The sequence below is a fragment of the Francisella uliginis genome (assembly GCF_001895265.1).
GTDB lineage: Bacteria > Pseudomonadota > Gammaproteobacteria > Francisellales > Francisellaceae > Francisella > Francisella uliginis.
In genome coordinates, this window is the sequence record NZ_CP016796.1 from 1,191,140 (window position 1) to 1,206,547 (window position 15,408).

The following is a 15,408-nucleotide window of genomic DNA, read 5'->3' on the forward strand; positions in this document are numbered from 1 at the left end:
GATTAAATACTTAATTAGAAAAAAAACCATAAGTATTTAAATTATCATTAAGAAAATGAGTTTGCAATATTTTTTATTCTTCTAGACTCATTAAAGAAGCATTACCGCCAGAAGCTGTAGTATCTACACTAACTGTTTTTTCTACAACAAATCTACGTAAATATAATGGTGATGCTGTTTCTATAGCTAAGCTAGTACTTTTACCATCTTGTGCAACACTTTCAGCAACAAAAGGAATAATAGCTCCTCTACGTAATGCTAATGCTTGATGGATTTGTTTAACCGCAGATACACTACCTGAAAATGCAACTAAAGCTACTTTTGTATTAAAAAGTAATGCTGAAGTTATCTCCTCTTGATCTGATAAAATTAAATGTATAGCTTTTGGACTTACTCCAGCTTTCAACATTAATTCAACAATTTTATAAGCTGTTAACTTACCTGTATATGCTGGTTTTGTAACAACTGTATTACCAGATAAAAGAGCTGCAGCTGCTTGACCAACAAATCTAATCAACAAATCACAGCTTGAACACATACTAACTACAACACCACGTCCTTTTAGGCTTAACTCATCTATCTCACCAGTAGGTCCAGGTAAAAGTTGAGGATGTGAAAATTCTTTTTTAGCTTGTAAGCAATAGTAAGCTACTTGTTGAATAGTTTTATCTATCTGAATCTGTGCATCTTCAACAGATACATTTGATTCTACAACAAGACAAGATGCTATTAGGTGACGCTCTTTTTCAAGCAAGTCTAAAAACTTACCAATAATATCAGCTCTTTGTTCTGCATTAACATGATTCCATATATCTGCCTCTTTATGCGCAATTGCAATAGCTGTATCAACAGTATTTACAGAAGCTGCATATGCTTTACCTATTGTTTGATCATTAGCTGACTTAAGATCGTTAAATTCACCTTTTTTAGATTTTTCTCCAGCTACAATATTTGTAATAGAATATTTATCTTTTATATATTTATTAGTTTGCTTTTCATCATTAGCTATCTTTTCAGGATTGTATACTTCTTCAACAGCACCAACGCCAGAAAGCTTCTCATTTGCTAAACGATGCATATAATATGGTCCACCTGCTTTAGGTCCAGTACCAGATTTACCTTGGCCACCAAAAGGTTGCACACCAACAACAGCACCTACAATATTTCTATTTACATAAACATTACCGGCTTTAATATTATTTTTAACATAGTTCATTACTTCATTAATTCTACTATGTACACCAGCTGTCAAGCCATATCCCGTAGCATTAATATCTTTGATTAGAGTATCTAGTTGATTAGCTTTAAACCTTAATATATGTAAAATTGGTCCAAACTGTTCTCTACCTAAATCAGATAGTTTATTTATTTCAAAAGCTGTCGGCATTACAAATGTGCCATTTTGTGTATTCTCATTTGGCTGAGATTGATACACTAATTTAAATTGCTTTTTCTTTTGTTCAATATAAGCATTTAGATTATCAGCAGCCTCTTTATCAATTACAGGTCCAACATCAGTATCAATGTATTTAGAGTCTCCTACTTTAAGCTCTTTCATTGCTCCAACTATCATTTTGATATAGCTATCTGCAATATCTTCTTGAAGACATAATATACGTAATGCTGAACAACGTTGACCAGCACTATCAAATGCCGAACGCATAACATCAGCAGTAACTTGCTCAGGAAGTGAAGATGAATCAACGATCATCGCATTTTGACCACCAGTCTCTGCAATAAATGGAACAATCTCGCTCGATTTATTTGCTAATGTTTGGTTTATAATTCCAGCAACTTCAGTTGAACCTGTAAAGATAACTCCTTTACAAACTGGGCTCTTAACTAATGCTGTACCAACTGTAGCCCCATCACCAGGAGTAAACTGTAGCACATTTTTTGGAAGACCAGCTTTAAATAAAAGTTTAACTGCTTTATATGCAATTATAGAAGTTTGTTCAGCAGGCTTTGCTACAACTGTATTACCAGCGGCAAGAACCGCAGTAACTTGCCCTAAGAATATAGCTAATGGGAAGTTCCATGGACTAATACAAACCATAGCCCCACGCCCACTAAACTCTATTTGTTTTAGATTTTCCGATAAAGCTGGTAAATCTATAGGACCATCAAACTCTTTTCTAGCCTGAGCTGCATAATAACGACAGAAATCAACTGCCTCGCGAACTTCATCTATAGCATTAGCTAAAGTTTTACCCGCTTCAATCATTGCTACAGCAATAAATTCATTTGTATTTTTTTCTAGAAGATTTGCAAAACGCTCAAGTATCTCTGCTCTTTGCGTAGCAGGAGTATTATTCCAATCATTAAATGCGCTTTGAGCATTTTTTAATGCTCTTTTTGCTGTTTTAGCATCTGCGTTAACTACACTGCCAATAACTTCATTTGTATTTGGGTTTATAACATCTTCAGCTGTCTCTTTATCAGACTTAACTCCAGAAACTATTGGTTTTGCTTTATATGTATTTTTAGAGGTATACTTTTCAATCTCTGTATGCATCTTATCTAAAACTGCAAAATCATTAGTATTAAAGCCTTGTGAATTTAACCTAGGAGCAACAATATCTTTGGGATAGGGGATATTTGGATGCTGATCACAACCATGATCTATAGCTTTTTTAACAGGATCTTCAATTAACTCTTCTATTGGTAAATTCTCATCAACAATTCTATTAACAAAAGAACTATTTGCACCATTTTCCAAAAGTCTTCTAACCAAATATGCTAATAGATGCTTATGCCCTCCAACAGGAGCATATATTCTACAAGGTATTTCTTCATAGCCTTCTTTACCAACTATATTATCATATAAAGGATCACCCATTCCATGTAAGCATTGAAATTCAAAATCTTTAATGTCACCAGCAAGCTCCATTACAACAGCTACTGTTTGAGCATTGTGCGTTGCAAATTGAGGATAAATATATTTATGGTTCTCAAATAATTGCTTTACACATGCTTGATATGATACATCCGTGTGATATTTACGTGTAAATACAGGATACCCTTCTAAACCTTGCTCTTGAGCATGTTTAATTTCAGCATCCCAATAAGCACCTTTTACTAAGCGCACCATAAACCTACGATTTGTATTCTTCGCTAGATTAGCTAAGTAATCTAGGACATAAGGAGCTCTTTTTTGATACGCTTGAACAACTATACCAATACCATCAAAACCTTCTAATGATGGCTCATGTGCTAATCTTTCAACTAGCTCTAATGATATCTGAAGTCTTTCTGTTTCTTCAGCATCAATATTCATACCAACATTATATTCTTTCGCTAACTCTGTTAATTTAAGTAATTTAGGATATATCTCAGCATGAACTCTTTGATGTTTGATAACTTCATAACGCGGATGTAACGCTGATAGCTTAACTGATATACCAGGGTTTTTCTTGATTTCTTTATTAACTGCATATTTAGCTAGCTCTTTTATAGCATGTAGATACTGATTATAATAATATTCAGCATCTGCCATAGTCATAGCCGCTTCACCAAGCATGTCATACGAATAGCTATAACCTTTATCTACTTTGATTTGCGAAACTTTTAAAGCTTCTTCAATTGTTTCTCCAAGTACATATTGCTTACCAACAATCTTCATCGCTTGCTTCATTGCTTGACGAATCACAGGTTCACTTGATTTCTTAAGAAAGTTTTGAAAAACCTTTCTGTAAGATCCTCTACTATCTTTTAAAATTCTACCTGTTAGCATTAAGCTCCATGTTGCAGCATTGACAAACAGATGTTTTTCCATACCAACATGCTCTTTCCAAGCAGCACTTGTTAATTTATCTTTAATTAGCAAGTCTATAGTATATTTATCAGGTACTCTTAATAAAGCCTCCGCTAAACACATAAGTACAATACCTTCTTCTGAAGACAAGTCATACTCAATCATAAATGCATCTATACCAGATTTCTTGAGTCTGTTCTTTCTAACTTGAGCTACTAAGTTATAAGCCTTTTCACGAACATTAGCTTTTGAAAGACTTGAGATTTGTGCTTTATCAACAAGATCTGTTACTGCTTTTTTCTCATCTATGAGCCAGTATTGAGAAATATTCATTATTTCCTTAGAAATAGGATACTCACCGGTATGGTTTAGTAGGTTATTCATAAGACTCCCTTTCCTCTATTTTAAATTACTTTCATTAAACCTTTTCTTTTCATTAATAATTTTCTTTATTAATTCTTGATACTTTCCTGGAGCTTGTACCCCTTTAAAAAGCCAGTCAAACATGTCACTATCTTCACTTGTCAAAAATTCAACAAAAAGCTTTTTATTTTCTAGATCCTCTTTCATATAACAGTTGTTTAAATATGGAGCTAATATTATATCAAGCTCAAGCATACCTCTTCTTGCTGAATACTTTATTTTTTCAGCAGAACTAAATATAAGATTATCGTTCTTTATTAACATATCTAATGGGCTATAAATACAAGAATTACACTAGTTTATACCATACAGATCATACAACCAATACAGTTAACGAAATTATTTAAAAAATTACTCTTTAAATTAAGCAAACAATTAGGTATTATTTGATTAGTTTTACAAATACAGTTCAAATTAACTATTAATTTTCTCTATAAATAGTTTTACCAAAAAATTTATAAGGACTTAAATCTAATGGCTATTAGTCAAAATGCTATAAAAATACTTCAAGAAATCGATGAATTAGATCTATTTAGAAACATCTCTGAAGAATGGTCTACATTGTTAAATGAACCGAATGATGAAATAAAAATCAAAAAATTATATTCAGCCTTAGTTAAAGAAAGTATACGTCGTGAAACAGCTGAAAGATTGGCCAAAGATGCAAAATCATATTGCGACCTAGTTCAAGAGCAATCAAAACAAAGAATATCTGATCTAAAAGAAAGCTTAGAAAACCAAATAACTTTCTTAACTCAGCAGATCAAAGACCTAAAAGATGAATCATCTAGAAATCTAGATTATTATAGAAATGAGCTAAAAAAAGCTACAAGAAATTTAATAGATAGCAAAAGCTAAAAAACTGCTATCTTTCTTGGTATACAAAATCTCCTCTAAAAGAGAGAACTAAATTACGATTACAATCAGAAAAAATTGCTCGAGAAAACCTATTTAGGTCATCTTTTTCAATTTCTAATTTATTACAAAGGCCTATTTGTTGTCCTTCTTTATTTAAGACAGAATATTTTGCTTGAGCCAAATTTATAATTAAAAACAAAAACACATATAGTCTACTATGTTTAAAAGTAGTACTTGATCAAATAGCGTGCATGCACGCTATTTGCTAGATTGTGTGGTCAAGCCTGGCACAATGACGTACTACTTTTATATGGTTTTAGCTATATGTAATTAGAAAATTCTTACACATCGCAGTAATATATATAGTCAATCCGATTGTACTGTGTACTTTTATGCGGTCATCCTGAACTTGATTCAGGATCTCTTTACTTTGGCTAGGAGATTCCGGATCAAGTCCGGAATGACAGGTTTTATTTTACATGAGTCATTCGGATTAACTATAATTAAACCATCATAATTATAGTCTAAAATAGTTTAATTAAAATTTCTAATAAACCTAATTTGCTAAAAATTTTTTAAGATTCTCTTGAGACTCAGCTAACAACTGTAAATTTCCAATATCGTTAACCAAAATAAATTTAAGCTTTTTATTACTATTCTTCTTATCTAAAAGCATTGCTTCAAGATATTCGTTTCTATTTATATCTTTAGGAAATTCTATAGATATATTAAAGCCTGTAATAAATTTTTTAAATTCTCTAGTTTGCTGAAGATTTAACATTCCTAAAAAATGTGAGAAGTCAATAGCTTGGGCCATACCGACGCCTACTGCTTCACCATGTTTCAACCCAAGATATTTTTGACATTTTTCTATAGCATGTCCAAAAGTATGACCAAAATTAAGAATAGCTCTAGCACCTGTTATCTCTTTTTCATCTTCTGCGACTACTTGTGCTTTTATATGGCAACTTCTTTTTATCATCTCGATTAGAGTCTTTTGATCCTTATCTAAAATTTTCTGCCTATTAGACTCTAACCAATAATAGAAATCCCTTGAGATAAAAGCATATTTTACTACTTCAGCCATACCTGCTATAAATTCTCTAGAAGGTAAAGTTTTATAAAACTCTATCGAAGTATAAACAAGTTTAGGTTGATAAAAAGCACCAATCATATTTTTACCAAGGGCGTGATTTATAGCAGTTTTACCACCAACTGAAGAATCAACTTGAGAAAGTAAAGTTGTTGGTATTTGAATAAAATCAACTCCACGCTGGTAAATAGCAGCAGCAAAACCAGTGATATCACCTATTACACCGCCTCCAAGGGCTATAAGAACCGTAGAGGAACGAGTAAACTTATTTTCTAATAGAGTTGATAATATTTTATCTAAGCTTTGTTGTGATTTATATTGTTCACCATCTTCTAGAATACAAGTTTGTACAGATGTTCTTTCAGATATATAATCAAAAAGACTCTTCAAATAAAGATTTTCAATAGTCGTATTTGTGACAATAAGAACTTGTTTATCAGTTATATACTTATCTATATATGAAAAATCTAGCGAAGAGTCGATTACTATTTCATATTTTTCACTAGATGTAGGATTTACTTGTAATTTGTCTATCACAGGATTGTTTCTTCTACTAAGAATGTAGATATTTTATTAACGATATTTTTAACTGTTGCACCATTTGTTTCAACAACCACATCAGCTATACTTTTATATAAAGGCTCTCTCTCAGACATTAATTCTTCTAAAACAGGTCTTTTATCATCAACTCTTAGTAGAGGTCTTTTTGTATCCTTTGCTGTTCTTTCAAGCTGCTGCTCGATAGTTGCTTCTAAATAAACAACTTTTCCACGTGATGATAATAAAGATCTTGTTTCTGGATCTAATATAGCACCACCACCGGTTGCTAGAACTATATTTTGTTTCTCAGTTAAGATCTCTGCTATAACATCTCTTTCACGATTTCTAAAGCCTTCTTCACCTTCTAAATCGAAAATCCAATTAATATCGACACCACATTTTTTTTCGATAGTTTCATCAGAATCAACAAACTCTAGTTTTAACTCTTTCGCTAACTGTTTACCTATAGTAGATTTTCCAGCACCAACTGGACCTATTAAGAAAATATTTTTTGTTCTTATCATTTTTGACTCAAAATTATAAGTTGATTATACACTGTGATAGTTAGTTACTAATCACCCCTTTTATATAAAAATTATAGCTATATAAGATACCTAAATATCTATATTTTTGCAACTATTATATACTTATTTATCTCTGTATTTTTGTCTCTATGATTTTTGGGGTTATAAATATCAACAGTTCAGTATCTGTATCAGATATTTTTGTATAACTAAATAAATAGCCAAGATATGGAATATCTCCTAAGATTGGTATTTTACTACGAATTTCATCTTGTTTCTTCTCATATATTCCACCTATAACCACTGTTTGACCATCTTTAGTCATTATCTTAGTAGTAATTTCTCGTTTATTAATTGCCGGAGGATTATTTTCACCTGTTTCTGTAGTTGTATTTACACTATTTTTTGTTACTAATAAGTCCATAACTATATTACCATCTGGTGCTATTTGAGGAGTTACTTGTAATTCTAAAACAGCCTCTTGGAAGGCAATAGATGCTGCACCTGATGCTGTTGATTGATTATAAGGAATATCTTCACCTTGTTTAATAAATGCAGTTTCATTATTTGCTACCACTAAATGAGGTGAAGCAACTTGGTTAGCTAAAGTTTCAGCTTCTAAGGCTTGAATTTCTACTGTTAACTTAGCTCCTCCAAAAATAGCATAAGCAAGTTCAGCAGTAGCTCCTTTTAGGCTCGTGACTGCTGCAGCATCTGCACCATTATTAAAAGTATTAAATGCTACATTAGTACCACCTCCATTAAAGCCATAATTAAAGCCTAACTCCAAAGAGCTTTCTCTACGTACCTCAACAATTCTAGATTCAATTAATACTTGATCATTGGGAATATCAATTTCTTTAATAACCTCTTTGATACGTGGCATTTTTTCTTCTGTATCTGTTACAATCAAAGTATTTGTACGTGCGTCAGAAGTTATACTACCTCTTGGAGACATTATACCACCATTTTGTTTTGCCATAGAAGTAACTACTGTTTGAGCAGACTGAGCAGTAGTATAATTTAAAGGTATAAACTCGGTTACAAGGGTGGCATTATTTTCTAATGAACGTTTTGTTTGTAATTCTAACTGCTCTTGGGCAGCAATTTCAGCAGCTGTTGCAACATATAGAATACTATTCATTTTCTTAGTTGCTAGACCTTTGCTCACAAGCACTATATTCATGACCTCATTCCAAGGAACATTTTTTAAATCGATAGAAATATTTCCTCGAACACTGCTACTAACAACAAGATTTAATCCTGCAAACTCAGATAAAACTTGCAATACTGTTTGAATAGGAGCATCTTTAAAAGATATTGAAATTGGTTCATTAATATTAAAACCTTCAACACGACTATTGCGCCTATCTATTTTAAACTTAAAAGCATCGCCTTCTTTTAAATCATTTAAAGCAACTCTATCAAGAGAATGTATAACAAAAACAACATTGTTATTTCCTTTGTGTACTCTTATAGAATCTACAATAGTATTGAATACTTTAGTATCTATATTACTAACCCATCTATCAGATATAGAGGTATTTTCAAATGTTATTGTTAAAGTATAACCATCTTGTGATAATTTAGTTTTATAATCAGAAAAACCACTAATATTTTCTTCAAACAAAACTTCAAATACAGCGCCACCGTTTAGGCTACGATGAAATTCAAGATCTTTAATATGTTTAACATCATTATTATTTTTATTTTGCTCACGTCCAACAATTTTTGTCGCTGGTTTTTGTGTTTTTTGTGGTACATTTGTTTTGGCTGCTGCAGAACCATTTTTTGTTGTCTCAGCTAAAGATGAATCATACCCCAAAACTCCACCAAAGATTGCTAAAATTGCTAATAACTTCTTTTTTTTAAAAAACATCATTTTACCTTAATGTATAACTACTTGAGTCTTTTCCCAAACTCTTTTGCTTGTATTTTTCTTCCATTCACCCACCAAAATGCCTTCTTTCGTAACATTTTCGATTTGTCCATAGTTCCTACCAATTAATTCACCCGCTTTTAGGTAGATAGGCTTTTTCTCTTGAGGATTTTCAACAACTCCCCATTTTTGATCATTTTGATATACCACACCTTCAAATCTAAAAGAGCTTATTGGATATTGCTGTAAATTTGTAGGCTTAGTTGTCATGATTTTTTGTAATTGAGGAGGAATAACTATTGGCTTTAATTTTACGACCTTCTTCTTTTTTGTTTGAGTCTTTTTCTTTTTTTCAAAAGGCAAACCATGATTTATATCAAATAAATTTCTTATTTTTGAAAGTCTTTCAAACGTTAATGTATCACCCTTGTACTCAGGGATCTCTAACTTTTCTGAGCTTTTTATAGTTCTCATTTTATTTTGAATTAGTTGATCAATCTGTTTAATCCTAGATTCATAACTAGCAAAACTTAAACTAAATGATCCTAAAAAAAGAGCTACTATAAATAATAAAAAACTAAATCTAACCATATAAGCTAAGCCCCCACACCTTGACGTGAATAGGTCTGCAAATTTAGCTCTATAAGCAACTTAGTATCAGACTCTTTTTTAATATTAATATTAGTAATGACAGCAATATCCTTCATATCAATTAAAGCGACAAAAAGCTTAATCATTTGAGAAAAATTACCACTCAATTTTGCTTTAAAATTTAATGCATATAAGTCTAAATATTTGTTTTTTTCAACACCTGCTGGAGATAAATCTATAACAGTCATTCCAGAGCCACTAATAGCTTCGTTAAGAGTTGATAAGAATATTGGTACAGAATGACGCTCTGGAATACTAAATCTTTCCTCAGCATTATGATGTTCTAGTATTTTAACCTCATTTTTAAGTGCTGCTAAATCTTTTTGCTTTCTTACAAGCTTAGGAATTCTTGCCTCCATAGACTTAATCTGAGATTGAGCTCTTTGTTCTTCTAATAAAACAGGACTTACAAGCATCAGATAGAAGCAAAATATGAATACAATTAACACAACTATCATTACAGGAAGTTTAATTTTCAAAGGAGTATCTATAATCAACTTTGAATATTTATTAGATAAAAAAAACTTTTCTATTCTTTCCTTCATCTAACACTATCTCCCTTAAATGCATTATCTTCACCAAATTTAAACTCTAAAGAAAAACTTCTTTGACCATTTTTCTCAGAACCTAAGCTCTTAAGTTCAACTTTTTTAACTCGAAACTCAATTTCCAAATTTTTCATAAATACTGATAGCAATTTAAGATCTCTTACCTCACCATTTAAAATTAAAATATCTGAGCTTGTAACATAATTCATATTTGTAATATATAACTGGTCGGTAACCGCTCGTGATATTTTTTCTATCCCTAATAAAATATAATATTGACTGGCTTTAATATTTGCTAAATCTGAAGAAATATCGAGAAGTTCATCTCTTTGCTCTTTAACTGTTTTATATTCAGATGCTTGCTTATTTAGTTTTGAGATCTGTGTTTGTAAATAGTTTTTTACTCTTATATCCTCATCACTTGACCATGAGAAAATTATAGAAATTGAAAACATCAACACAAAGGCAACAAACCCCATAAATGCAAAATCTGTAACTATATATATAAGCTGCTTCCTTCTCCAACGCCCTCTTATAAAATTTAGATCTCGCATATTATAAAGCCTCCCTCATAGCTATAGCTACAGGAATTACATAGCGATATGGCTGATCTATTGTATCAAAGCTACTATGATTAATATTGACAAATGGATTTAATATTTGACACTGCTTTTGTGACAGGTCTTTTATTGACTCAAAAATACTCTCAAAATTTTGTTTAAGACCATAGATATAAACATTTGTATTTTCAGCATTATCAAAATAATCAAAATCATTACCAGCCATATCTAAAGACATAAAATCCATAAATCTTAATAAAAGTTGAATAGCCTCATCAATATAGTTGGCATCAGACATTTTAGTATCAAAAATTTTTATTGTTTCATAGCTTTTAAATTCACCATCAGAAGAAAAACTACATATTGATAGCTTATCTGTATACAATCCTAGAAAGACATTGTCTCCTTTATTATCTGAAATCTCAGAAAGAAAGAGTTCTTTTACAAAGCTAGCAATTGCTAATTTATCTAATGTACATACTGATAGAGGTTTCTTAGCCTTAGCAGCTATATCTCTTAGCTGATTAATTTTATCAACATCTGAAATATAATATATAGTCAGAAGGCCTTTTTCATCAATATCATCATAATAGTCAAAAGCAACTTCCATATAGTTATCTGGATATTTTCTCTTCAAAAAATGCTCAACAATATAAAATATAGCTCCTTGTTTTTCTATAACTTCTAATGCTTTCTTATCACATACGATTTCTTCTTTTATAACATCTATATCGTTATAGCTAGTAAAGCCAAGTTTTGTAAAGCGCCCTAACTTATTGACAGCTATAGTTTCAGCAATAGCTCCTCCAACATAATCAGATGTCAATTGATCTTCAAAATATGCCTCAGGAGGAAAAATATCGCTATAATAGCTTACTAATGAGTAGCTACTAGAATTTTTATCAAGTTTTACAGCTGCTAATGACGCAGTATCAAACTCAATACCTAGAACTGTCCTTTGTGCTTGTCTTCGCTTTTTCTCAATTAATAACGATATCATGAGATTTTTTTACCTATTTAATCTAAAAATTAGCTATTTTTAATCTAAAATCCAGCTACCATTAATCTAAAAATTAATAATCAATTTCTAGATATATACTGTCATTTATTTTATAATTAAATGCATATTATGTAAACTATTCTTTTAAAGTTAAGGTTGATAAAGCTATGCGTATAATACTTCTAGGAGCTCCTGGAGCAGGTAAAGGAACTCAAGCAAAAATAATTGAACAAAAATATAATATCGCTCATATTTCTACTGGTGATATGATTAGAGAAACTATTAAATCAGGTAGTGAAATTGGTAATGAACTAAAAAAAGTTCTAGATGCTGGCCAATTAGTTTCAGATGAGTTTATTATAGAAATTGTTAAAGATAGAATATCTAAAGATGACTGTAAGAATGGTTTCTTACTTGATGGTGTACCTAGAACTATAGCTCAAGCTGAACAGTTAGATAAGCTAGGTATAAATATCGACTATATAGTTGAGGTTGACGTTGCTAATGAGCTTCTAATAGAAAGAATTACAGGTAGAAGAGTTCATCCAGCATCAGGTAGAACTTATCATATCAAATTTAACCCTCCTAAAGTTGCTGATAAAGATGATGTAACAGGAGAAGCTTTAATAACTCGTACAGATGATAATGAAGATACTGTAAGAGAAAGACTTTCTGTATATCATCAACAAACAGCTAAACTAGTTGATTTCTATAGAAATTTCTCTTCAAACAACACTAAGACTCCAAAATACATTAAAGTTAATGGCGATCAAGCTGTTGAGAAAGTATCTCAAGATATTTTTAATAATATAGATTAATAAGCCAAGCTTCTATCTTCCAAGCATTCTACCAGTAATTCTGTAAAAGAAATATATTTTACTCTTCCATGGTAAGATAACCCTATCTGACAGCTTCTATTAAAGCTAACTCCTATATCACAATCTTTTATCTGATTATTTAATGATCTTAAACTAGCCTTATTTAACTCAGGAGTTGTAAACCCTTTATCTCCGGCGAAACCACAGCAATATATTCTTTCAGGAACAACGAGCTCATCACAACACTTACTCAAAGCTTTGATATATTTATCATCTATATTTTGCTTCCTAGTTGAGCAATCTATATGCAGAGCTATTTTTTTAAATTTCTTCTTTAAGTTTAATCTATCTAAATTAGTTAAAATTAGATTATTAATATTTGATATCTCAATATTTTGATCCTTAGCAAAATTTGCACAAGAGCTGTTATCTGTTACGACATAATTATAAATTTCAAGATTTATACTCCTCTGCAAAAGATTTTGTGATGCTTGCTGTTGTTTATAGTTTGCTTTTGAATGATACATTTGACCACAACATTGTTTGTCTACCTTATTAGGATAATCAACATCAAAACCAAGCTCTTCTAAAATTATTTGACTAGGATATTTCTGATAGTTTTTATCTGCTGCAAAAATTCTATTTGGACATGATGGTAATAATAAAACTTTTTCTCTACTTGACTCTTGTGAATTAGTAAATTTAGATTTTTGGACTTGAGGCATAGTCTCTAAATATATAGGAATAGATTTAAACTTACTATGAAGATGTTGAGTCATTTTTTGCAAATTACTTCTACCTAAGATATTTCCTACTAAATTACCTAATTTAACCTTTTGTTTTGCTGTATTTATTTCTCTAGCATGATTGACTAAATCATCAACTCTTTCTTTTTTACTAAGTATAAATGCTCCTGTGTCAATATCTACTGGACAGCGAGTTTTACAAAGACTCGTTGTTGCACAAGTCTCAACACCGTAATATTGATAATCTTTTAGCCATTGTTCTTTTTGTTTACCTTGCAATGTTTTTATTTTTCTTGCCACAGTATTTCTTTGTCTTGGAGTTAGGCTTAAATTACGTGACGGACATACAGGTTCACAAAAGCCACATTCCATACATTTATCAATCTGATTATCTAAATTATTTAACTCTTTAAGATTCTTTTTATGTAGATCTTTGTCCTTTGTCAACTTAACATCTGGATTAAGGATATTTTTTGGATCAAATAAGCTTTTTATTTGCCACATAATATCCCAGCATTTTTCACCCCATTCAACTATTGCAAATGGTGAAATGTTTCTACCACTACCATGTTCTGCCTTTAGTGAACCATTGTATTTTTTAGCTACTAATAAGGTCAGCTCATGCATAAACTTATCGTATTCTAGAACTTCATTTTCATTATTAAAATTAGGAGTAAGAACAAAATGAATATTACCAGCTAAAACATGACCGAAAATAGCCGCGTTAGAGTAATTATATTCTATAAACATTTTTTTCACATCTTTGATAAGATTTGCAAGATCTAAAATATTTACCGCAATATCCTCAATTAAAACACTAGTTCCATCAGGCCTTTGCCCTGCAACTGTTGGTAATACTCCATTTCTAGTTTTCCATAAAGTTTGTATTTCACTCTCATCTTTTCTAAAACCTACTTGATGAATGATATCTGTCTGCTCTATATAGCTATCTACTTTGATCAGTTTTGATTCTAAGGTTTGGGAATTTTCTTCAGCAAGCTCGACCATAATCGCTGCTATATTCTCATCTTCTAAAGGTATCAAAAATGGTTGTAAATCTGCAACATCTGAAACTGATTTCAACGACAAATAGTCTAAAAGCTCAACTGATGAGGGGTTAAGCGGAGCTATCTTTGTTGTTAACTCTATAAGCTCATCAAGTTGTCCATAAATAAGATTTAAAGCCTTTTGTTTATATTCTGGAACTGTATTTAGTGTGACAGTACTGACAAAACCTAGAGTTCCTTCTGAACCTATTATTAGCCGTTCAATAATTTTTATAGGATCTTCAAAATCTAAAAATGCATTTAAGCTATAACCACTAGTATTCTTAATAGAGAATTTTTTTGTTATAAATTCAACCAATTCTGGATTACTTACAATTTGTTGGCGAATATTTAAAATTGAGTTTATAAAATCACTTCTATTATTTTTAAAGTTAGCAATACTACTCTGATCTGAAGTATCAAGAACTTCTCCATCAGCAAAAACAACTCGCATAGAATCTAAAGTAGCATATGAATTCTTAGCAGTACCACAACACATACCACTTGAGTTATTTGCTATAATGCCGCCGATTTTAGCCGTATTAATTGATCCTGGATCTGGACCAATTTTTCTATCATAGATCTTAAGATACTTGTTTACTTCTGCTCCAATAATACTTGGTTGTAGTTTGATTTTTTTACCGTCGTCTAAAATTTTATAATCCAACCATGAGTCAGATGCTAAAATAACTAACACCTCATCTGTTACTGCCTGACCAGAAAGACTTGTACCTGCTGTTCTAAAAGTCAGCTTAATATCATGCTGACTAGCTAGGTTTATAAGTTGAATAACCTCTTGCTCATTTGAAACAATTAGAACAATTTCTGGAACCATTCTATAAAGACTGGCATCAGTAGAATATGCATACCTCAGGAGTTCATTTTCAACTATTTGATCACTACTTAAGAAGTCACTAATTTTAGATTTAAATTGTTGTAACATTATAAAATATATTATGAAAATATCT

General features: G+C 31.2%; 13 protein-coding genes. 2 read left to right on the top strand and 11 right to left on the bottom strand.

The genetic code is table 11. The features are described from left to right. Positions 1 to 73: 73 nt before the first annotated feature. Both putA and F7310_RS05570 read right to left on the bottom strand, forming a co-directional pair. Positions 74 to 4,138 carry a bifunctional proline dehydrogenase/L-glutamate gamma-semialdehyde dehydrogenase PutA gene (gene putA, locus F7310_RS05565; RefSeq protein WP_072712378.1) on the bottom strand — a complete coding sequence of 1,355 codons (4,065 nt, stop codon included), beginning with the start codon at positions 4,136 to 4,138 and terminating at the stop codon, positions 74 to 76. 15 nt (positions 4,139 to 4,153) lie between these two features. Next, entirely contained in the window at positions 4,154 to 4,441 is a 288-nt protein-coding gene (locus F7310_RS05570; protein ID WP_072712379.1) for an FAD assembly factor SdhE, read from the bottom strand. 210 nt (positions 4,442 to 4,651) lie between these two features. Here F7310_RS05570 and F7310_RS05575 point away from each other — a divergent pair, with 210 nt between their 5' ends. After that, positions 4,652 to 5,035: a kinesin gene (locus F7310_RS05575; RefSeq protein WP_072712381.1), complete on the top strand. Its 384-nt coding sequence runs from the start codon at positions 4,652 to 4,654 to the stop codon at positions 5,033 to 5,035. Positions 5,036 to 5,042: 7 nt separating this feature from the next. On the opposite strand, the gene F7310_RS05580 is transcribed toward F7310_RS05575, so the two are convergent. From F7310_RS05580 to F7310_RS05615, 8 genes are all read right to left on the bottom strand, one after another. Then, positions 5,043 to 5,234, bottom strand: a complete 192-nt coding sequence (locus tag F7310_RS05580; RefSeq protein WP_236939852.1) for a hypothetical protein — start codon at positions 5,232 to 5,234, stop codon at positions 5,043 to 5,045. Positions 5,235 to 5,591: 357 nt separating this feature from the next. Continuing rightward, positions 5,592 to 6,665, bottom strand: a complete 1,074-nt coding sequence (gene aroB, locus F7310_RS05585) for a 3-dehydroquinate synthase (protein WP_072712384.1) — start codon at positions 6,663 to 6,665, stop codon at positions 5,592 to 5,594. Beyond that, on the bottom strand, positions 6,662 to 7,192 hold the full coding sequence (aroK, locus tag F7310_RS05590; RefSeq protein ID WP_072712385.1) for a shikimate kinase AroK: 531 nt from the start codon (positions 7,190 to 7,192) through the stop codon (positions 6,662 to 6,664). Before aroK ends, aroB begins: the two co-directional genes overlap by 4 nt. 127 nt (positions 7,193 to 7,319) lie before the next feature. Further along, complete coding sequence (locus F7310_RS05595) at positions 7,320 to 9,071, bottom strand: type IV pilus secretin PilQ (protein ID WP_072712387.1); 1,752 nt, start codon at positions 9,069 to 9,071, stop codon at positions 7,320 to 7,322. Positions 9,072 to 9,080: 9 nt separating this feature from the next. Continuing rightward, positions 9,081 to 9,662, bottom strand: coding sequence for a pilus assembly protein PilP (locus F7310_RS05600; protein ID WP_072712388.1), 582 nt, complete (start codon positions 9,660 to 9,662; stop codon positions 9,081 to 9,083). A gap of 5 nt (positions 9,663 to 9,667) precedes the next feature. Next, the gene (locus tag F7310_RS05605) at positions 9,668 to 10,267 is read right to left on the bottom strand and encodes a type IV pilus inner membrane component PilO (protein ID WP_072712389.1); all 600 of its coding nucleotides are present in this window, start codon (positions 10,265 to 10,267) and stop codon (positions 9,668 to 9,670) included. Continuing rightward, a complete protein-coding gene (locus F7310_RS05610; protein WP_072712390.1) occupies positions 10,264 to 10,824 on the bottom strand; it encodes a PilN domain-containing protein in 561 nt (186 codons plus the stop codon). The genes F7310_RS05605 and F7310_RS05610 overlap by 4 nt, the downstream gene beginning before the upstream one ends. A gap of 1 nt (position 10,825) precedes the next feature. Then, positions 10,826 to 11,830 carry a type IV pili gene (locus F7310_RS05615; protein ID WP_072712391.1) on the bottom strand — a complete coding sequence of 335 codons (1,005 nt, stop codon included), beginning with the start codon at positions 11,828 to 11,830 and terminating at the stop codon, positions 10,826 to 10,828. A 167-nt stretch (positions 11,831 to 11,997) separates the two neighbouring features. Between F7310_RS05615 and adk the strand changes: the two genes are divergently transcribed. Further along, the gene (gene adk, locus F7310_RS05620; RefSeq protein WP_072712392.1) at positions 11,998 to 12,648 is read left to right on the top strand and encodes an adenylate kinase; all 651 of its coding nucleotides are present in this window, start codon (positions 11,998 to 12,000) and stop codon (positions 12,646 to 12,648) included. Here adk and F7310_RS05625 read toward each other — a convergent pair. Beyond that, positions 12,645 to 15,383, bottom strand: coding sequence for an FAD-binding and (Fe-S)-binding domain-containing protein (locus F7310_RS05625; protein WP_072712393.1), 2,739 nt, complete (start codon positions 15,381 to 15,383; stop codon positions 12,645 to 12,647). The genes adk and F7310_RS05625 overlap by 4 nt on opposite strands. Positions 15,384 to 15,408 lie beyond the last annotated feature (25 nt).